This window comes from Streptomyces sp. NPDC002676 (assembly GCF_053592455.1).
Map to the genome: position 1 here is coordinate 36,750 of NZ_JBSFVT010000014.1, position 20,142 is coordinate 56,891.

17 protein-coding genes and 1 pseudogene are annotated in these 20,142 nt (G+C 71.9%); 8 read left to right on the forward strand and 10 right to left on the reverse strand.

The window, feature by feature from the left end:
* Positions 1-12: 12 nt before the first annotated feature.
* Both ACWD3E_RS30340 and ACWD3E_RS30345 read right to left on the reverse strand, forming a co-directional pair.
* Complete coding sequence (locus ACWD3E_RS30340) at positions 13-351, reverse strand: YnfA family protein (protein ID WP_451390764.1); 339 nt, start codon at positions 349-351, stop codon at positions 13-15.
* A 30-nt stretch (positions 352-381) separates the two neighbouring features.
* Complete coding sequence (locus tag ACWD3E_RS30345; protein ID WP_451390765.1) at positions 382-804, reverse strand: winged helix-turn-helix transcriptional regulator; 423 nt, start codon at positions 802-804, stop codon at positions 382-384.
* A gap of 138 nt (positions 805-942) precedes the next feature.
* Between ACWD3E_RS30345 and ACWD3E_RS30350 the strand changes: the two genes are divergently transcribed.
* From ACWD3E_RS30350 to ACWD3E_RS30375, 6 genes are all read left to right on the forward strand, one after another.
* Positions 943-1,833 (forward strand): NADP-dependent oxidoreductase, encoded by an 891-nt coding sequence (locus ACWD3E_RS30350; protein WP_451390766.1) that lies wholly within the window; start codon positions 943-945, stop codon positions 1,831-1,833.
* Positions 1,834-1,969: 136 nt separating this feature from the next.
* Complete coding sequence (locus ACWD3E_RS30355; RefSeq protein WP_451390767.1) at positions 1,970-3,055, forward strand: LLM class flavin-dependent oxidoreductase; 1,086 nt, start codon at positions 1,970-1,972, stop codon at positions 3,053-3,055.
* Positions 3,052-3,624: an FMN reductase gene (locus tag ACWD3E_RS30360; RefSeq protein WP_451390768.1), complete on the forward strand. Its 573-nt coding sequence runs from the start codon at positions 3,052-3,054 to the stop codon at positions 3,622-3,624. The genes ACWD3E_RS30355 and ACWD3E_RS30360 overlap by 4 nt, the downstream gene beginning before the upstream one ends.
* 384 nt (positions 3,625-4,008) lie before the next feature.
* A complete protein-coding gene (locus ACWD3E_RS30365) occupies positions 4,009-4,740 on the forward strand; it encodes a response regulator transcription factor (protein WP_451390769.1) in 732 nt (243 codons plus the stop codon).
* Entirely contained in the window at positions 4,741-6,177 is a 1,437-nt protein-coding gene (locus ACWD3E_RS30370; protein ID WP_451390770.1) for a HAMP domain-containing sensor histidine kinase, read from the forward strand.
* 87 nt (positions 6,178-6,264) lie between these two features.
* Positions 6,265-7,533: an ArgE/DapE family deacylase gene (locus tag ACWD3E_RS30375; protein WP_451390771.1), complete on the forward strand. Its 1,269-nt coding sequence runs from the start codon at positions 6,265-6,267 to the stop codon at positions 7,531-7,533.
* Here ACWD3E_RS30375 and ACWD3E_RS30380 read toward each other — a convergent pair.
* Positions 7,502-9,346: a phosphatidylglycerol lysyltransferase domain-containing protein gene (locus ACWD3E_RS30380; protein WP_451390772.1), complete on the reverse strand. Its 1,845-nt coding sequence runs from the start codon at positions 9,344-9,346 to the stop codon at positions 7,502-7,504. The two genes, ACWD3E_RS30375 and ACWD3E_RS30380, sit on opposite strands and share 32 nt — an antisense overlap.
* 102 nt (positions 9,347-9,448) lie before the next feature.
* Entirely contained in the window at positions 9,449-9,685 is a 237-nt protein-coding gene (locus ACWD3E_RS30385; protein WP_451390773.1) for a hypothetical protein, read from the reverse strand.
* 122 nt (positions 9,686-9,807) lie between these two features.
* Between ACWD3E_RS30385 and ACWD3E_RS30390 the strand changes: the two are divergent.
* Positions 9,808-9,951: pseudogene (locus ACWD3E_RS30390) on the forward strand (M55 family metallopeptidase); the annotation flags it as partial.
* Between the two features lie 98 nt (positions 9,952-10,049).
* On the opposite strand, the gene ACWD3E_RS30395 reads toward ACWD3E_RS30390, so the two are convergent.
* A complete protein-coding gene (locus ACWD3E_RS30395) occupies positions 10,050-10,661 on the reverse strand; it encodes a CGNR zinc finger domain-containing protein (RefSeq protein ID WP_451390774.1) in 612 nt (203 codons plus the stop codon).
* Positions 10,662-10,740: 79 nt separating this feature from the next.
* Between ACWD3E_RS30395 and ACWD3E_RS30400 the strand changes: the two genes are divergently transcribed.
* Positions 10,741-11,526: an MBL fold metallo-hydrolase gene (locus tag ACWD3E_RS30400; protein ID WP_451390775.1), complete on the forward strand. Its 786-nt coding sequence runs from the start codon at positions 10,741-10,743 to the stop codon at positions 11,524-11,526.
* Positions 11,527-11,541: 15 nt separating this feature from the next.
* Here the strand turns inward: ACWD3E_RS30400 and ACWD3E_RS30405 are convergent, their stop codons facing one another.
* From ACWD3E_RS30405 to ACWD3E_RS30425, 5 genes are all read right to left on the reverse strand, one after another.
* Complete coding sequence (locus tag ACWD3E_RS30405) at positions 11,542-14,751, reverse strand: type I restriction endonuclease subunit R (RefSeq protein ID WP_451390776.1); 3,210 nt, start codon at positions 14,749-14,751, stop codon at positions 11,542-11,544.
* Positions 14,748-15,917 carry a restriction endonuclease subunit S gene (locus ACWD3E_RS30410; RefSeq protein ID WP_451390907.1) on the reverse strand — a complete coding sequence of 390 codons (1,170 nt, stop codon included), beginning with the start codon at positions 15,915-15,917 and terminating at the stop codon, positions 14,748-14,750. The genes ACWD3E_RS30405 and ACWD3E_RS30410 overlap by 4 nt, the downstream gene beginning before the upstream one ends.
* 1 nt (position 15,918) lies before the next feature.
* Positions 15,919-17,559, reverse strand: a complete 1,641-nt coding sequence (locus ACWD3E_RS30415; RefSeq protein WP_451390777.1) for an N-6 DNA methylase — start codon at positions 17,557-17,559, stop codon at positions 15,919-15,921.
* Positions 17,560-17,657: 98 nt separating this feature from the next.
* Entirely contained in the window at positions 17,658-19,112 is a 1,455-nt protein-coding gene (argG, locus tag ACWD3E_RS30420) for an argininosuccinate synthase (protein WP_451390778.1), read from the reverse strand.
* Between the two features lie 67 nt (positions 19,113-19,179).
* Entirely contained in the window at positions 19,180-20,082 is a 903-nt protein-coding gene (locus tag ACWD3E_RS30425) for a LysR family transcriptional regulator (RefSeq protein ID WP_451390779.1), read from the reverse strand.
* Positions 20,083-20,142: the final 60 nt, after the last annotated feature.

Here is a 20,142-nt window from a genome sequence, read left to right on the forward strand (position 1 = left end):
TGTAAGTGAGCCTCAGCCCGTGCTTCGCGGCGCCCACATGATCACGGCCATTCCGGCGAGACAGATCAGGGCCCCGGTGATGTCCCAGCGGTCGGGGCGGAAGCCGTCGGCGACCACGCCCCACAGGAGCGAGCCGGCCACGAAGATCCCGCCGTACGCGGCCAGGATGCGGCCGAAGTGGGCGTCGGGCTGGAAGGTGGCGACGAAGCCGTAGGCGCCGAGGGCGAGGACTCCGCCGGTGATCCACAGCCAGCCGCGGTGTTCCCGCAGGCCCTGCCAGACCAGCCAGGCCCCGCCGATCTCGAACAGTGCGGCGAGGACGAACAGGGCGGCGGAGCGGAGGATCGTCATACCCGCAGCTTCGCACGCCGGTGACGGCGTTCAGGCGGCGTTCTCAGCGCCTTCCGCGTTCTCGGTGTCGTAGCGCTCGCGAGCGGACCGGACCTCCTCGAAGTGGGTCTCCGCCCAGTTCTTCACCGCGCTGAGCAGGGCGGCGAGGCTGCTGCCGAGCGGGGTGAGGGCGTAGTCGACGCGGACCGGGACGGAGGGGGTGACGGTGCGGGTGATGATGCCGTCGCGCTCCAGGGTGCGCAGTGTCTGGGTGAGCATCTTGGGGCTGACGCCCGCGATCTTGCGGGAGAGGTCGCTGTAGCGCCTGGGGGCGGGGGCGAGCGCGGCCACGACCAGGCTGACCCACTTGTCGCTGAGCCGGCCGAGGAGCTGGTTGGTGGGGCAGGCGCGCAGGAAGGCGTCGTACTCGACTCGGGCCTGCTCGCGGCGCTGGGCCGCGGTCGTGGTGGCCATGGGATCGCTCTCCTTCGGGACAGCTACGCACTCTCAGGTAACTACTTACTTATGGATAGTACCTCTCCTAGGGTTGGTGTCGCGGCCGGGAAAACGCCGTGAAGTACATCAAATGCCTTGCAATCGGGGAGAGTTGACATGCGTGCTGCTGTGGTGACGACGTTCGGTGGTCCGGAGGCCGTGGAGCTCGCGGACGTGGCGGTGCCGGAGCCGGGGGCCGGACAGGTGCGGATCAAGGTGGCGGCCAGCGCGGTGAACCCCGTGGACCTGGCCGTGCGGGCCGGCATCTTCGGCGGGGCGGGCCGGACGCTGGGGCTCGGCTGGGACGTGGCCGGGACGGTGGACGCGGTGGGGGTGGCCGCGGCCTGGCAGGCCGGCGACGAGGTGGTGGCGCTCGCGGCGGGCGTGGCCGATCCGCTGGGCGCGCACGCCGAGTATGTCGTCGTGCCGGCGGACGCGGTGGCCAAGGCGCCGGGCACGGTGGACGCCGTGCATGCGGGCACCCTGCCGCTGAACGGGCTGACCGCCGTCCAGGCCCTCGACCTGCTGGACCTGGCGCCGGGTGCGTCGCTGCTGGTGACCGGTGCCGCGGGTGCTGTCGGCGGGTTCGCCGTCCAGCTGGCCGCGCAGCGGGGGATCGTGGTGACCGGGCAGGCCCGGGCGGTGGACGAGGAGCTGGTGCGGTCGCTGGGGGCCGCGGAGTTCACGGCCGACGGGGTCGCGCCGGGCAGTGTGGACGCCGTGCTGGACGCGGCGATGCTCGGGGAGCCGGCGCTGGAGTGGGTGCGGGACGGGGGTGTCTTCGTCAGTGCCCAGCCCGGCCGGCAGCCCGCCCCGGCGCACGGGGTGCGGACCACGGCCGTGGAGGTGAGCGCCGACGGTGCACGGCTGTCGGAGCTGGTCCGGCTGGTGGACGAGGGCGCGCTGACCCTCCGGGTGGCCGAGACCTACGGCCTGGACGAGGCCGCCAAGGCGCATGCCCGGCTGGCCGAGGGCGGTGTGCGGGGGCGGCTGGTGCTGGTGCCCTGAGGGGGCGGTCGGGGCGCCCTTGACGGTGCTGTCGGGGGCGCCGCCGGGGGTGGGGTGCCGGGGTGGAATATTCGCCGGTGGGTGACTGTTGCAAGGGCTTAGTTGAACGGTCAACAAGCCTGGAGGGTGAACGACCATGCAGTTCGGGATCTTCACGGTCGGCGACGTCACGCCGGACCCCACGACGGGGCGTACGCCGACCGAGCGCGAGCGGATCAAGGCCATGGTCGCCATCGCGCTGAAGGCCGAGGAGGTCGGCCTGGACGTCTTCGCGACCGGTGAGCACCACAACCCGCCGTTCGTGCCGTCGTCCCCGACCACGATGCTCGGCTACATAGCGGCGCAGACGGAGAAGCTGATCCTCTCCACCTCCACCACCCTGATCACCACCAACGACCCGGTGAAGATCGCGGAGGACTTCGCGATGCTCCAGCACCTGGCCGACGGGCGTGTCGACCTGATGATGGGCCGCGGCAACACCGGGCCGGTCTACCCCTGGTTCGGGCAGGACATCCGGCAGGGCATCAACCTCGCCGTCGAGAACTACGCGCTGCTGCACCGGCTGTGGCGCGAGGACGTCGTCGACTGGGAGGGGAAGTTCCGTACGGCGCTGCAGGGGTTCACGTCGACGCCGCGCCCGCTGGACGGGGTGCCGCCGTTCGTCTGGCACGGGTCGATCCGCTCGCCGGAGATCGCCGAGCAGGCCGCGTACTACGGCGACGGGTTCTTCCACAACAACATCTTCTGGCCGGCCGACCACACCAAGCGGATGGTCGAGCTGTACCGGAGCCGGTACGCCCACTACGGGCACGGCATGCCGGAGCAGGCGATCGTCGGGCTCGGCGGCCAGGTGTTCATGCGGCGCAACTCGCAGGACGCGGTGCGCGAGTTCCGGCCGTACTTCGACAACGCGCCGGTGTACGGTCACGGGCCCTCGCTGGAGGACTTCACCGAGCAGACCCCGCTGACGGTCGGCTCCCCGCAGCAGGTGATCGAGAAGACGCTGTCCTTCCGGGAGTACGCCGGTGACTACCAGCGCCAGCTGTTCCTGATGGACCACGCGGGGCTGCCCCTGAAGACCGTGCTGGAGCAGCTCGACCTGCTCGGCGAGGAGGTCGTACCAGTGCTGCGCAAGGAGTTCGCGAAGGGCCGTCCGGCGGATGTGCCGGATGCGCCGACGCACGCTTCCCTGCTCGCCGAGGATGAGGTGACCGCCGCATGAAGCTCGTCGTCGTCTCGGCGGGGCTGAGTGTTCCGTCGTCCACGCGGCTGCTGGGTGACCGGCTGGCCGCGGCGGTGGACCGGCAGAGGCCGGTGGATGTACAGGTCGTCGAGTTGCGCGACCTCGCGGTCGAGATCGCGCACAACTTCACCAACGGGTTCGCCGGAACGGCTCTGACCGCCGCGCAGGACGCGGTGGCGGGGGCCGACGGGCTGATCGTCGTCACGCCCGTGTTCAGCGCGTCCTACAGCGGGCTGTTCAAGTCGTTCTTCGACGTGCTCGACAAGGACGCGCTGGCGGGCAAGCCGGTGCTGATCGCGGCGACCGGGGGTACGGGGCGGCACTCGCTGGTGCTGGAGCATGCGCTGCGGCCGTTGTTCGCGTACCTGAGGGCCGTGGTCGTGCCGACCGCTGTCTACGCCGCCTCGGAGGACTGGGGCGCGCAGGGGCTGCCCGAGCGGATCGAACGAGCGGCGGGGGAGCTGGCCGCGCTCATGCCTACGGCGGCTCGGCCGAGGGAGGCGGTTGTCGTGCCCTTCGCAGAACAGCTGGCGGCACTGCGCCCCTAGTTTTCTTTCCCACCCACCCGACTCGGTCGGCCGCGAGGTTGCCGGGTCGGGTGAGTGGCGCGTGCCGGGGGTGGGTGACGGTTGCGGCTGGCGCCGGTGCAGGCTCGGTCGGGGCGGGTGCCGTGTGTAGGCCCCGGCTTCGGGGGGCGACCGGGGGTGCCGATTCCCGGGTGGGGGCGGCTGGCCCTGGGGGGCTGGGCGCCGACTCGGTGGGCGGGGTGCCGGCGTACGGAGGGGGCCGCTCGGTCGCGGGTGAGGGCGGCGGTGAGAAGACGGTAGGGGCCGGGCGCGGGTTCCGCTGTGACGGTGAGAGGGGGGTAAAAAGCGTGATCGTAGGCCTGCTCGTCCCGGCCGAACCGCCGGAGGCCTTGGCAGACTGGGTGCGTGCCCCAGACTGTGCTGCTCGCCGAAGACGACCGTGCCATCCGTCATGCCCTGGAGCGTGCCCTGACGCTGGAAGGGTACGAGGTGACGGCGGTCGCCGACGGCATCGAGGCGCTCGCTCAGGCCCACACGACGCCGCCGGACGTTCTCGTCCTTGACGTGATGATGCCTGGTATCGACGGGCTCCAGGTCTGCAGGGTGCTGCGTGCCGAGGGCGACCGCACGCCGATCCTGATGCTCACCGCCCTCGTGGAGACCGCCGACCGGATCGCCGGCCTGGACGCCGGTGCCGATGACTACGTCGTCAAGCCGTTCGATGTCGAAGAGGTCTTTGCCCGGCTGCGGGCTCTGTTGCGTCGTACGACGCCCGTGGCCGCCACGGCGGCAGGCGCGAACGGCGGGGACGGCGGACGGGAGCCGCAGCTCTCCGACCGGCAGATCGAGGCCGCCGGGATCCGCATGGACCTCCAGGCCCGCCGCGCCTGGCGCGGCACCCGCGAGCTGGAGCTGACCCGTACCGAGTTCGAGCTGCTGGAGCTGCTCGTGCGGAACGCCGGCATCGTGCTCGATCATTCGACGATCTACGACCGGATCTGGGGCTACGACTTCGGGCCCGGCTCCAAGAATCTCGCTGTCTACGTCGGCTACCTGCGCCGCAAGCTGGACGAACCCGGCGCGTCGCAGCTGATCCACACCGTGCGGGGCGTGGGTTACGTGTTGCGGGAGGACTGAGTGAGCCGCCGCCGGCGGCTGCTGGACCGGCCGCGGCCGAAGCTGGTCTCCCTGCGGACCACCTTCGCCGTCTCCTTCGCGGCCGTCACCGCGGCCGTCGCGATCCTGGTCGGCATCGTGTCGTACGGCTCCGCCGCCCGCCTGGTCCGGGTCGACCAGCAGTCGGTGTTCACGCAGGTCGTGCAGGACGTCCGGGACGAGGTGCGCCAGCATGAGATGGTCCCGGAGGACTTCTCCTCCTCCCGGCCCGGCCATGACCTGGTCCGGCCCGCCCGCACCGACGTACAGGTGCTCGGCGATCAGGGGCAGATCGTCGACCACGGCAACCCCGTGCTGCCCGTCACCGGCCACGACAAGTCCGTCGCGCGGGCGGCTACGGCCGGGAAGGTGGTCGAGCACAAGGACGTCGGGGTCGACAGTGACCTTTTCCGCGTCGCCACGGTGTCGCTGGGCGACGGGCGGGGCGCGGTGCAGGTCGCGCAGGAGTTCAGCGACACCGAGGATCTGCTGCGCACGCTCCAGCAGCGGACGCTGATCCTGATGGCGGCGGTCGTGGTGCTGGCCGGTCTGTTCGGCTGGTGGCTGGCCCGGCGGATCACCATGCGGCTGGTGATACTGACCTCCGCCGCGGAGGACGTGGCGCGCACCCGGCAGCTGGGCATCCAGGTGCCGGTCGTCGGGCTCGACGAGGTGGGGCGGCTCGGCCGGGCGTTCGACCGGATGCTGGGGCGGCTCGCGCAGTCGGAGGAGGACCAGCGGCGCCTGGTGCAGGACGCGGGGCACGAGCTGCGTACGCCGCTCACGTCGTTGCGTACGAACATCTCGCTGCTGCGGCGGATCGACGAGCTGCCGCCCGCGACCCGGGAGGACCTCGTCGCCGACCTCACCCAGGAGGCCCGCGAGCTGACCGACCTGGTCAACGAGCTGGTCGACCTCGCCGCCGGGCAGTCCGACACCGAGCCGCCGCAGCGGGTGGACCTCGCCGACATCGCGGAGGACGTGGTGGGGCTGGCGAAGCGGCGTACCGGGCGGGAGATCGTGCTGCGCACCAGCGGCGACACGAGTACGGACGGGCGGCCGGGGATGTTGCAGCGGGCCATCTCCAACCTGGTGGAGAACGCGGCGAAGTTCGACCGGGGCGGGAAGGCGCCGATCGAGATCCACATCGCGGGGCCGGCGCGGCCGGGGGCGGTGCGGGTGGAGGTGCTGGACCGCGGGCCCGGGATCGCCGAGGGGGATCTGATCCGGATCTTCGACCGGTTCTACCGGGCTGCGGATGCGCGGTCCCTGCCGGGGTCCGGGCTGGGGCTGTCGATCGTGCGTGAGGTTGCCATGGCGCACGGGGGCGCGCCGTTCGCCTTCCGGCGGGAAGGGGGCGGGGCGGTGATCGGGTTCACGGTGGGCGGGGGACCCGCCTCGGCTTCGCCTTCGGCGTAGTCGTCTCCCGCCTGCGCTCGGGGGTAGCCCCGGAGTGCGGGCCGGGCCATGATCTGAGCGGGAGCTTGGCCCGGGAGGGGAGGTTCCGTGCTCAGTGATCAGGAGGCTGCCGCCCTTGCCTGCATCGATGAGGCGGCGATCGGGCGGACGCTGCTCAAGTTGATCGCGGTGCCCAGTGTGACCGGGAGCGCTGCCGAGTCGGAGCTTCAGCATCTGCTCGCCGGGCGGCTGGAGCGGCTGGGCCTGGACGTCGATCTGTGGGCCATGGATCTGCCTGCGCTCCGCGCCGACCCGGAATTTCCCGGGATGGAGGTCCCGCGGGACGAGGCCTGGGGGCTGGTCGGCCATACCGCGGGCGAGGGCGACGGGCCCACGCTGATCCTCCAGGGGCACGTGGACGTCGTACCGCCCGGGGATCTTCGCGCCTGGGACGGGGATCCGTTCGTGCCGCGGGTCACCGGGGACGTCGTGCACGGGCGCGGGGCCTGTGACATGAAGGCGGGGCTGGTCGCGCATCTGGCCGCGCTCGATGCGATCCGGGCGGCCGGGGTGCGGCTGCGCGGGCGGGTTGCCGTCCACTTCGTCGTCGGGGAGGAGGACGGCGGGATCGGCGCCTTCGGGACCCTGAAGCGGGGGTACGGCGGGGACGCCTGTGTCGTCACCGAGCCGACCGGCGGGACCCTCGTCACGGCCAACGCAGGGGCGCTGACCTTCCGCCTCTCCGTGCCGGGCCGGGCCGCCCACGCCAGTTCACGGGACGCCGGGGTCAGCGCCGTCGACGCGTATCTGCCGCTCCATGAGGCGCTGGCCCGCCTGGAGACGGCCCGCAACGCCGACCCCTCCCCGCTGATGGCCGAGTATCCGATCCCGTACGCCCTCTCGGTCGGGACCCTGCGGGCGGGGGACTGGGCCAGCAGCGTGCCCGATCTGCTGGTTGCGGAAGGGCGGCTGGGGGTGCGGCTGGGGGAGGACGTCGCCGCCGCCCGTGCGGAGTTCGAGCGGTGTGTGGCCGAGGCCTGCGCCGGCCACCCCTGGCTGCGGGAGCATCCGGCGAGTGTGAGCTGGCCGGGCGGGCAGTTCGCGAGCGGACGCCTCCCGGAGGGGCATCCGCTGCGCGACGAGGTGCGCGACGCCTGCGCCGACGCCAACGGCTGGGCCACCCGGCCGCGCGAGCGCGGGGCGCCGTACGGCAGCGATCTGCGGCTCTACGCGGGAGCCGGGATACCGACGCTGCAGTACGGGCCGGGCGACATACGGGTCGCGCACAGCCCCCAGGAGTGTGTGTCCCTGCGTGAGGTGGTGGAGGCGGCGCGGACCCTCGTGCTCACCGTGATGCGGTCGGTCGGGGTGAAGTGACTGCGTCGGCGCAGCTCTGCTGACGGCGCCGGGTGAAGGCCGGCAGGCTCGGCGGGGTCAGGAAGCCCTCCGCGCGGGCGCTCGCCAGGCCGATGCGCGGGATGTCGGCGCTCTTGGCGAAGAGCAGGAAGCGGGGTTCCCACACCGGGCGGTACTTGGCGTTCGCGCGGTACAGGGACTCGATCTGCCACCAGCGTGAGAAGAAGGTGAGGATCGAGCGCCACAGCCTCAGCACCGGGCCCGCGCCGAGGCGGGAGCCCCGCTCGAACACCGAGCGGAACATCGCGAAGTTCAGCGAGACCCGTTGTACGCCCAACTCCTCTGCGTGCAGCAGGAGTTCCACGACCATGTACTCCATCAGGCCGTTCTCGCAGGCGCGGTCGCGGCGCATCAGGTCCAGGGACAGGCCGTGCTCGCCCCAGGGGACGAAGCTGAGCAGGGCCCGCGGGCGGTCCTCCGCGTCCCGGCACTCCAGCATCATGCAGCGGCCGTCGGACTCGTCGCCGAGGCGGCCGAGCGCCATGGAGAAGCCGCGCTCGGTGGCGCCGTCGCGCCACTGGTCGGCGCGGTCGATGAGGAGGGCCATCTCGTCGTCGGGGATGTCCTCGTGGCGGCGGACGCGGACGGTGTAGCCGGCCCGCTTGACCCGGTTGTGGGCCTGGCGGACCACGCGCATGGCGCGGCCGTCGAGGGTGAAGTCGGCGAGGTCCACGATCGCCTCGTCGCCGAGTTCGAGGGCGTTCAGACCGTGCCGGGCGTAGATCGTGCCCGCTTCCTCGCTGGCGCCCATCACGGCCGGGGTCCAGGCGTGGCGGCGGGCCTCGGCGAGCCAGGCGTCGATGGCGCCGGGCCAGGCCTCGGGGTCGCCGATGGGGTCGCCGGAGGCGAGGCTGACGCCGCTGACGACACGGTAGGTGATGGCGGCCTTGCCGCTCGGGGAGAAGATGACGGCCTTGTCGCGGCGCAGCGCGAAGTAGCCGAGGGAGTCGCGGTCGCCGTGCCGGTCCAGCAGGGCGCGCAGCCGCTGCTCGTCCTCCGTGTCGAGCAGGCGCTCGCCGCGGGGGGCGCGGAAGCAGGCGTAGAGGACCAGCAGGAAGGTCGCCGCGATCAGGCTGTTGACGATGATGTCGGCCCAGCGTGGCGCGTGGACGGCGTCCACGCGGTCGGCGAGCGGGCCGACGCTGATGCCGCGCAGCAGGGTGTAGGCGACCTCGTCGAGGAGGGTGGCGCCGGGGAGCGTGTTGGTGAGGTGCACCAGCAGCGTGCCGAGCGCGGCGCTGATCAGGGAGCCGCCCGTGCCGACGGCGAGGGCGAGGCGCGGGTTGGAGCGGTCGCCGATCGCGTCGAACTCGCGGCGGCCGATGAGCAGGGCGGCCACGAACAGGGCGGTGAGGCCGGCGGAGGCCCAGTTGAAGAGGTGCTCGTGGTACGGCTCGCGGGTGAGGCCGAGGGTGTACAGGGCCAGGAGGGGGCCGGCCATGAGCAGGTTGAAGACCCAGGCGGCCCGCTTGCGGCGGCGCATCACGATCGCCAGGAACAGCGAGCCGGCCGCGGAGGTGAGGCCGGCGGTGGCCAGGTACGGGGTGAAGAACTCGCCCGCGTTGTGCTCGTGGATCTCCTGCCGGAAGGGGAGGGAGATCACGCAGGCCATGTTCAGCACGACCATCAGCCGCAGGTACCAGACGGTGGCCGCGGCGGCCCACTTCCGCAGCCGGTCACGGCCGGGGGAGGGGGCGAGGGAGAAGATCGTGCGGAGGGGGTTGCGCTGAGTGGAGACCTGTGGAGGGATCAGGGTCGACTCTGGTGCGGGCATGGTGACTGGTCACCTTGGGGGAGGGGGACGGGGTGAAACACTGACCCTACAGCTCGTAGGGTAGTGGGGATACGGGATTGCGCATATCCGATGCACAGGTTCTCATCCCGGCTCCTGTGTGCCGCGCCGGGCTGCCACCAGGTGCCAGGCCAGGTTGCCCGCCGCCGCCCCGGCCGCCACCGCGGCGACGATCACCCCGCCGGTCGCGAGGCCGTCGCTGAACAGGTGCGGGCGCCGGGCAAGGCTGTGCAGCCCGAAGCCGCACAGCTCGTACACGCCGATCGCGGCGATGATCAGGCTGACGGCCAGCAGGGTCAGCGTCGGCGCGAGACTGCGCACGTCGACCTCCACCGGTGGACTCGCTTCCGCTTGTGTCTCCTGCATGCATCCCCCGTTGAACAGACGTGTGACCGTGGCCGGTTGGGAACCCTACATTACGTAGGGTCGCTGGGCTCGCCGCCGTGCGGATCTACCTGAGCGTGGACATGGAAGGCGTCACCGGACTCGTCGACGCCGACGACGTACAGCCGGGCGGCCGGGACGAGCGCGGCCGTTCCATGATGGCCGAGGACACGAACGCGGCCGTACGGGGCGCACTGGCGGCCTGCTGCGCGGCAGGCCTTCAGTGAACGGTCCATGTCATTTTCGTGGTGAAGTGTGCATGTATTCACCACACGTCGGCGCCCAGGTCTCCGTGCGGGTCCTAGCTCTCCGTACGAGCGGTGCGGCGGGCGTAGGCGCGGGCCGCGCGGGCGCGGTCGCCGCAGCGGGTGGAGCACCAGTGGCGGCGGCCGTGGCGCAGCAGGTAGCGGTTGCAGGGGCTGGAGCCGCAGGCGGTGAGGCGGTCGGCGTCGGCGCCGGTGAGCAGGTCGGCGGCGTCGGCGGCGAGGGCCGCCAGGGCGTGCTCCATGATCTGGGCCGTCGGGTGGGCGGCTTCCCGGTACAGGCCCCGGTCGGGGTCCCAGTGGAGCAGCGAGGCCGCGGGCGCGCGGGTGAGCGCGTCGTTGACGGCGTCCAGGGCGCTCTTCGGGGCCGGGAGGTTCTCGACCCGGGCGGACAGCAGTGCGCGGATCTGCTCGCGCAGGGCGCGCAGCTGGGACGCGCAGGTCTCGCGCAGACCGGCGTCCTCGGGGGCGAGCCCGTGCTCCGTGAGCCAGCGGTTCGCGGCGGCGGGTGTGTCGAGCAGGTCGAGTCTCTGGCCGCCGGCCATGGCGGGGGCGCTGTTGGCGAGGTCGAGGGCGGGGTGCTGCTCCGCGCCCGGCGCCGGGGCGAGTTCGGCGGCCGTGCTCCCGTTGCTCCCATTCATGAATCTCATGGTACGCCTTGCGCCCATCCGTGAGAACGGTCTAATGTCTCTCACGGATAGACGCCACTACATCCGTGAGGTGTTCGTCATGACTTCTGCTGCTCCCACCCTCGACGCGTCCCGCGAGCGCATACCGGTCCGCGTCTTCGGCGGCCCGACCGCCCTGATCGAGTACGGCGGTGTGCGCCTCCTCACCGACCCCACCTTCGACGGCCCGGGCGACTACTCGCGGGGTGACGGCCGGTCCCTCACCAAGACCGCGCCGCCCCGCACGCCGCTGGCCGACCTCGGCCCGGTCGACGTCGTCCTGCTCTCCCACGACGAGCACCCCGACAACCTCGACACCTCCGGCCGCGCCCTGCTCGCCGACGTACCGCGCACCTTCACCACCACCAGCGGCGCGGTCCGCCTCGGCGGCACCGCCGAGGGCCTCGCGCCCTGGCAGTCCGTGGAGCTGGCCCGCCCCGACGGCGGCACCCTCACCGTCACCGGCGCGCCCGCCCTGCACGGCCCCGAGGGCGCCGAGGCGGTCATCGGCCAGGTCATCGGCTTCGTCCTCACCTCGCCCGACCTGCCCACCGTCTACGTCAGCGGTGACAACGCCTCCCTGGACCTGGTGCGGGAGGTCGCCGACCGGTTCGGCCCGGTCGACACCGCCGTCCTGTTCGCCGGGGCGCCCCGCATCCCGCAGATCTTCGACAGCGCCCTGCTCGTCCTGGACTCCGCGCAGGCCGCCACCGCCGCCGGGATCCTGGGCGCCCGCCGGGTCGTGCCGGTCCACTGCGACAGCTGGGGGCACTTCACCGAGAGCCGGGAGGACGTGGTGAAGGCGTTCACGGCGGCCGGCCTCGCGGACCGCCTCCAGCTGGACTGACCCGGCCGCCGGGGCCTAATTCGCCCGTGGCGCCCACTCCTGAGCGAAGGTCTCCATCTGCCTGAGAACGAGGTCGATGGCCTCGCGCTCCTGCTTCGGCGGGTAGTCGAACTTCGCGAGCACCCGGCGGATGCGGGAGCGGAGCTGGGCGCGGACCGGCTCGCGCGAGAGCCAGTCCACCGACAGGTTCTCGCGTATGTCCGCCACCAGGGCGCGGGCCATCTCCGCGAGCCTGTCGTCCCCGCCCGCGATCAGCTCGGCCATGTCCCGCTGCGCGACGGCGTCGTAGAAGGCCAGCTCGGCATGGTCCAGCGGCGGGTCGAAGCGTTCGCCGCGGCGGGCCTCCGCCGCGATCTCCTGGGCCAGCGCCGCGAGTTCGGCGATCACCTGGGCGCTGGTCAGCTGCCGGCGCAGGTACACCTTCATCAGGTCGTCCAGCCGCTTGGCGAAGCTGTCGTGGCGGACGAGGTTGTGCCGGGTCACCTCGCGCAGCTTCTGCCGGATCAGCCGCCGCAGGGCCTCGGTGACCAGGTGCGGGGTCTCCGAGTTCTCCAGCTTGCGCAGCTGGGCCTCGTTGAGGCGGGTGATGTCCAGCCTGCCGATGCCGGCCTCTTCGTACAGGTCGGTGATGGCGTCGGCGTCGATCACCGAGGCGGCGAGCTGCCGGAGGTAGAGCTGGACCTCGGCCGACAGGGGCTCGCCCGAGGCCTCCCGGTCGGCGGCGTCGAGCTTGACCATCCAGGCCCGCACCTCGGTGAAGAAGGCGATGTCGCGCCGCCACGCGGGCAGGTCCCGGCAGCGCTCCACCAGCTCCCGGCTCATGGAGCACAGCCGGTGGTAGCGCTCCAGGCGGTAGGCGCTCTCCTTGAACCGGACCGACAGCGGCTCGGCGTCGCCCGTCACCTGGTTGCCGGGGTTGCGGGGATCGCGCAGGAAGTTGGAGACCAGCCGCAGCGCCCGGCGGCGCGCCTCGGGGCGGGCGGTGTCCGCGAGCAGTTCCCGCCAGCCGCTGCCCGCCAACAGGCCCTCGATCACGGTCAGTTCGTTGCGGACATGGGTGATCGCGCGGTCGATGTCCGCACCGAGGGTCCGGTCCTCGCGGTCGCCCGGCGCATACTCGGCGAGCGCCTTGGTGAGGCTGTCGGTGAGCGGGGCGTAGCCGACGAGCAGGCCGTCCTGCTTGCCGCGGAAGCGGCGGTTGACTCGGGCCAACGCCTGCATCAGGTTCGCGCCCCGCATCGGGCGGTCCATGTACAGGGTGTGGACGGGCGGGGCGTCGTACCCGGTGAGCAGCATCGAGTGGACGATGAGCAGTTCGAGCGGGTCGTCCGGGTCCTTGGCGCGGGCCTGGACGGTCCGCTGCTGCGCCTTGCGCAGGGCGTGCCGGCGCAGGTGCTCCGGGTCGGTGCGCTCACCATGGAAGACGATCTTCATGACGCCGTCGTCCGCCTGGTCGCCCGCCCACCCCGGCCGCCGCTCGGCGAGCGCGTCGTACAGCCGGACGCAGATCTCCCGGCTCGCGCACACGACCATCGCCTTGCCGGGGGAGCCGAGCACCGGCCGCATCAGCTCACGGCGCCGCTCCCAGTGGGCGACCAGGTCGTCGGCCAGCGCGGCTATCCGGTCGGGGGCGCCGTAGACGGTCGTCATGGTGGCCGCGTGGCGCAGGACGCGCCGGCGCTCGGCGTCGTCCATGCCCGCGGTCAGCGCGTCGGCCTCGGCGTCCAGGGCGTCCGGGTCGACGCCGGGCGGCAGCGACACGTCGATGACCCGTGGCTCGTGGTAGACGCGCACGGTTGCGTCGTCGTCCACGGCCCGCTTGAGGTCGTACACGTCGATGTACTCGCCGAACACCGCCCGGGTGTCGGCCTCCGCGGTCGCCACCGGGGTGCCGGTGAAGGCGATGAACGTGGCGTACGGCAGTGCGTCGCGCAGATGGCGGGCGTACCCGTCCAGGCTGTCGTAGTGGGAGCGGTGCGCCTCGTCCACGATCACCAGGATGTTGCGGCGCTCGGAGAGCAGTGGATGGCCCGTGCCCGCGGCCTTCTCCCGCGGGGTGAGCCCGAACTTCTGCAGCGTGGTGAACAGGACACCGCCGGTGCGCCGGTTCAGCAGCTCGGCGCGCAGTTCCTCGCGGGTCTCGACCTGGAGCGGGGACTGGCCGAGCAGGATCCGGCTGTCCCGGAAGGTGTCGTACAGCTGGTCGTCCAGATCGTTGCGGTCGGTGACCACGACGATCGTCGGGTTGTTCAGGGCGGGGTGCCGGGAGACCAGCGCGGCCGTCGCCACCATCTCCTCGGACTTGCCCGCGCCCTGGGTGTGCCAGACCACGCCGGCCCGTCCGCTGTCGCGGGACGCCGCGACGATGCTCTCGACGGCCTTGGTGACCGCGACGTACTGGTGCGGTTTGGCGATGCGCTTGCCGGTCGGCGTGAAGTTGACGAAGTGCGCCGTCAGGGACAGGAACCGGGCCCGCGTGAACAGCCCGTCGAGCGCCAGGTTCAGCGCCTCCTGGCCGTCGTGCTCGGGGGAGTGGGTGTCGACCCGCTCGCCCCGCTCGTCCACGTTCCACGGCGCGAAGTGCTCGTACGGCGTGAACACCGTGCCGTACTTCGCGGTGATCCCGTCCGAGACCAGGCACAGCACGTTGTGGCGGAACGCGACCGGGAACTCGGCGACATACGTCCGCAGTTGGGCGTGCGCGGTCTTCAGGGTCGCCGACTCGGCGGCGGCGCTCTTCAGTTCCACGACGGCGAGCGGCAGGCCGTTGACGTACAGCACGACGTCGAAGCGGCGGTGGGAGCCGCCCGCGTCCCGGACGGTGACCTGGCTGACCGCGTGGTAGGTGTTGGTGTCCGGATCGTCGACGTCCAACAGCCGTACGGTCGGGGCGTGTTCGGTGCCCGATTCGTCGGTGTGGGTGAGGCGGATGCCGGAGACGAGGTGCGCGTGCGCCTGCTTGTTCTCCGGGTACGCCTCCGTGGACGTCGCGTCGGCCGCGATGCGCAGGGCCTCGCCGACGGCCTTGGGCGGCAGCCCCGGGTTCAGCCGCTCGATCGCCGCCCGGAGTTCGTCGTACAGGACCAGGTCGTCCCAGCCTGCCCGCCGACCGGTGCCGGGAGCGATGTCCTCGCCGCGCAGCTCCGTCCAGCCGAGCCCGGCGAGCTGCTGCAGAGCGAGCCGCTCCCACACGGACTCGGTCAGCTTCCCCCCGGCACCGCTCATTCCACCACGTCCTCCAGCAACCGCTCCGCGTCCCCGACGCGCAGCCTGCCGGAGATCAACTGGGGCAGCAAGGTGTCGCGGAACGCGGCGAGCGAGCGGGACTCGGCCGCGGCGGCCACGATCCGGTCGTGCAGCGGCTGGGCCGCCGCCGCGAAGGAGGCGACCGCATCCGGGCCGGGCACCCGCACGGCCAGCGTGGCCAGGTCCCGCTTGTTCAGATGGGCCACGGTCGTGCCCGTCTTGTAGTTCTCGACCTCGGCCAGCGGCCCGCGCAGGGCCTCCCGGCACAGCATGGCACCCCCGCCGACCAGGGACCTCGCATGCAGCACCCGCTGGTTGAGCAGGGCCGGTTCGCCCAGCCAGAAGGTGGGGCGGAACTCCGCGTCCATGCCGGCGACGGTCTCCCCGGGCGCCACGACCAGCTCCTTGTCCAGCCGCTGGGTGGTCCAGATCTGCGGGCGGAACGTCTTCAGATCGCGGATGCGCAGCAACGGCCGCCCGAGCCCCTCGGAGTTGAACTCCGCCGAGGCGAACGGCGCCCCGAAGGTGAGCTCCAGCGCCTCGAACAGCGGCAGTTCGCGGGCGCCCGGCTCCGACAAGGCCGACTGGTAGAGGAGTTGGACCAGCTCGTCGGCGGACGCCGTGATCCGGGCGTTGACGTCGATCTTGTCGTCCAGCGCCCCGAGCACCGCCGCGACGGCCCGCTGCTGCCGCAGCGAGGGGAGCGGCACGGGAAGCCCGCGCAGTTCGCTGCCCCGGATGCCCGCCGCGGCCACCTGATGGATGATCGTCTCCATGCTGCTGCGCCCGGCGGGGGAGCGGAAGTAGTAGTAGTAGAACCGCGGGTCGGCCAGCGACTCCTTGATCCGGGCGCGGATCAGATGGCTCTCCCAGGTGCGCGGACCGCTGCCCGGCCCCACGTACACGCAGTGCCCGGCGCCCTCGTACTTCAGGGACTGGCGGACGAACAGCAGATCGCCCTCCTGGAGCAGGAACCGCTCCTTCTCCTTCTCGGTCAGGGGCGCCAGTTCGCACTCCTGGTCCGTGATCACGTCGTACGCGAAGGCCTCGCCCATGTTGACCATGGGGATGCCGGAGCCGCGCAGCTTGGTCGGGTAGCTGACCCCGTTGCGCAGCGGCTCGCTCAGCAGGTCCCCGAACGGCACCTCACGCAAGGGTGGTCACCTCGCTGAGGCGCTCACGCAGTACGGCGTCCAGCCGCGCGGACTCGTCGAGCTGGGCGAACAGCTGCTTGGTCATCCGCGCGACGCGCTGGTCGAGGGGCTCGGCGTCCGGGTCCTCGGCGGCCTCGGCGGTGCCGACGTACCGGCCCGGGGTGAGCACGTGGTCGTGCCGGGCGATCTCCTCCAGCGTGGCGCTGTAGCAGAAGCCGGGCACGTCCTCGTACGAAAGGCCCTTCTCCTTCGCGGACTTGGTGCCGCGCCAGGCGTGGTAGGCGTCGGAGATGCGCGTGAGGTCCGCGTCCGTGAAGACGCGCTCCGTGCGGTCGACCATCGTGCCGACCGACCGCGCGTCGATGAAGAGCACCTCACCGCGCCGGTCCTCCAGCGCCTTCGCGCCCTGCGGGGTCTTGTCCCTGGTGAGGAACCACAGGCAGGCCGGGATCGCCGTCGTGCGGAACAGGTTGCCGGGCAGGGCGACCATGCAGGCGACCAGGTCGGCGTCGACCAGCGCGGCGCGGATCTCGCCCTCGCCGTTCTGCTGCGAGGTCAGCGTGCCGTTGGACAGCACCACGCCCGCAGAGCCGCGGTCGCCCAGCTTGGACACGATGTGCTGGAGCCAGGCGAAGTTGGCGTTCGACTGGGGCGGGACGCCGTACTTCCAGCGCGGGTCGTCCGCCCTGCGCACCCAGTCGGACATGTTGAACGGCGGGTTCGCCATCACGAAGTCGGCCTGGAGATCAGGCAGTTTGTCCTCGGCGAAGGTGTCGGCCCAGCGCTCGCCGACGCCCTTGGGATCCATGCCGTGGATGGCGAGGTTCATCTTCGCCAGCCGCCAGGTGCGCTCGTTGGCCTCCTGGCCGTAGACCGCGATGTCGTGGCTGTGGTCCCGGCCGCGCCGCTCGGCGACGAACTTGCCGGACTGTACGAACATGCCCCCGGAACCGCAGGCCGGGTCGTACACGCGGCCCTCGTACGGCTCCAGCACCTCCACGATCAGCCGGACCACACTGGCGGGGGTGTAGAACTCGCCGGCCCGCTTGCCCTCGGCGCGCGCGAAGCGCTCCAGGAAGTACTCGTACGTCTCGCCGAGCACGTCCTGCGCCGGGCGGTCGCCGTGCCCGGTGAAGCGGGCGTCGCCGATCAGGTCGACCAGTTCCTTCAGGCGGTGCTGGTCGACGTTGTCCCGATTGAAGATCTTCGGCAGGACACCGGTGAGGGCCTTGTTGGCCCGCATCACCTCGTCCATGGCGTCGTCCAGCAGCAGGCCGATGCCGCCGTCCGCGCCGGCCGCGCGCTCGGCGATGTGCTCCCAGCGGGCGGTCGGCGGCACCCAGAACACGTCCTTGCGGGTGTACTCGTCCCGCTCCTCCAGGAAGGCGCCCCGCCGGTGCTCCGGGATCTGAGCCAGCTCGGGGTCGGCGGCCAGTTCGGCCCGGCGCTCCGCGAACGCGTCGGACACGTACTTCAGGAAGACGAGGCCGAGCACGAACTCCTTGTACTGGGCCGCGTCCATGGAACCGCGGAGCTTGTCCGCCGCCTTCCACAGGATGTCCTGGATCTCCTTGGTGCTGGAGACTCCGGGCAGCTCGGCCTGGGCGGCGGTGGCTCGCTTGCGCGGGGGCATCGGTTCCTCTTCCTGGGGCGGCCGACGCGCCCGGCAACCCGGGGCATCGGCCACCCATTGTCCCTCACGGCCCAGGAGGGATCAGTCCGCGGGAAGGGTCAGTCCGTGCCGGACTCCATCGCGGCGCGGTCCAGGATCTCCTCCTCCTCGGAGACCTCGCCGCGGGAGGCGATGGCCTCGGCACCGCCCTCCGGCATCTCCTGCATGGTGCCGATCAGGCCGGTCGCCGCCGCCTGGTCGGCGCCGATGACGGGGCTGCCGGTGCCGATCAGGCCGAGCCCGGCGTACTGCTCCAGCTTGGCGCGGGAGTCGGCGATGTCGAGGTTGCGCATGGTGAGCTGGCCGATCCGGTCCGCCGGGCCGAAGGCCGAGTCCTCGGTGCGCTCCATCGACAGCTTGTCCGGGTGGTAGCTGAACGCGGGGCCCGTGGTGTCGAGGATCGAGTAGTCCTCGCCGCGCCGCAGCCGCAGCGTCACCTCGCCGGTGACGGCCGCGCCGACCCAGCGCTGGAGCGACTCGCGCACCATCAGCGCCTGCGGGTCCAGCCAGCGGCCCTCGTACATCAGCCGGCCGAGGCGCCGTCCCTCGTTGTGGTACTGGGCGAGGGTGTCCTCGTTGTGGATCGCGTTGACCAGCCGCTCGTACGCCGCGTGCAGCAGGGCCATGCCCGGGGCCTCGTAGATGCCGCGGCTCTTGGCCTCGATGATCCGGTTCTCGATCTGGTCCGACATGCCCATGCCGTGCCGGCCGCCGATGGCGTTCGCCTCCATCACCAGATCGACGGGGGAGCCGAACTCCTTGCCGTTGACCGTCACCGGGCGGCCCTGCTCGAAGCCGATCGTCACGTCCTCGGTGAGGATCTCGACCTCAGGGTCCCAGAACCGTACGCCCATGATCGGCTCGACGGTCTCGATGCCGTTGTCCAGGTGCTCCAGGGTCTTGGCCTCGTGCGTGGCGCCCCAGATGTTGGCGTCGGTGGAGTACGCCTTCTCGGTGCTGTCGCGGTACGGCAGGCCGTGCGCGAGCAGCCACTCGGACATCTCCTTGCGCCCGCCCAGCTCGGTCACGAAGTCCGCGTCCAGCCACGGCTTGTAGATCCGCAGGTGCGGGTTGGCGAGCAGGCCGTAGCGGTAGAACCGCTCGATGTCGTTGCCCTTGAAGGTCGAGCCGTCGCCCCAGATCTGGACGCCGTCCTCGAGCATCGCCCGGACCAGCAGCGTGCCGGTGACGGCACGGCCGAGCGGCGTGGTGTTGAAGTACGTCCGCCCGCCCGAGCGGATGTGGAAGGCGCCGCAGGCGAGCGCGGCCAGGCCCTCCTCGACCAGCGCCGCCCGGCAGTCGACCAGGCGCGCGATCTCGGCGCCGTAGGTCTTCGCGCGGCCGGGCACCGAGGCGATGTCGGGCTCGTCGTACTGGCCGATGTCGGCGGTGTACGTGCACGGGACGGCGCCCTTGTCACGCATCCACGCGACCGCGACGGACGTGTCGAGACCGCCCGAGAAGGCGATGCCGACGCGCTCGCCGGCGGGGAGGGAGGTGAGGACCTTGGACATGGGAAGAGTATGCGCCTTAATGCATGACCATGCAAAGCCTGCTGCGTGTGGGTCGCGACACGGTGAGTCAGGACGGCGTTGACGCCGGTCCGGCCACGCCGAGGACGTCGAGCATCGCGCGGGTGGCCGGGCTCGGGTTGAACCGGCTCCACGCCAGGTACTCCACGCGATGCGGCCCGTCCACCACCGGGACCAGCGCCAGCCCGGGGTCCTCGGCGGCCAGCGGGCGGATGAACGCCGAGGGCAGCAGCGCGATGCCGAGCCCGCGCGCGATCAGCCGGGTGATCAGCTCGACGACCCCGGCCTCGTACGCCACGTCGCGCACCAGGCCCGCGGCGGCGAAGGCCCGGTCGGACTGGGCCCGGGCGGGCGTTCCGGCCACGAAGTCCACGAACGTCTCCTCGGCGATGTCCGCCAGGGTGACCCGGGAGGCGCCCGCCAGCCGGTGCCCGGCCGCCACCGCCAGCACATGTTCGTCGTGAGCGAGGACGACGGTCTCCACACCGGACGGCCGCTCGCCCTCCGGCAGGCCGAGGAAGGCGATGTCCAGCTCGCCGTCCCGGATCGCCGCCGCCAGTTCGTCGCTGCGCCCGGAGCGCAGGCCGACGCGCACGTCCGGATGCCGGGCGCGGTACCGCTGCAACAGCTCGGGCACGTCCACCGCCGCCGTCGTCACGATCACGCCGACGCGGAGCCGGCCGCGTACGACACCGGTCGCGGCGGCGGCGTCGGCGACCGCGCGGTCGGCTGCGGCCAGGCACTCGCGTGCGCCGACGAGGAACGCCGCTCCGGCGCTGGTCAGCTCCACCCGGCGGCTGGACCGGGCGAACAGGGTGACCCCCAGCTCCCGTTCCAGGGCGGCGATCCGGTGACTGAGGGAGGACTGCACGACGAAACAGCGTTCCGCGGCACGGGTGAAGTTGCGGGTTTCGGCGACGGCGACGACGTACCGCATCTGCTGGAGATCCACGAGGATCAATCGTCCTTGTTCATGGCTGTCATGACAACCATGTGTTGGACTCATGATGGT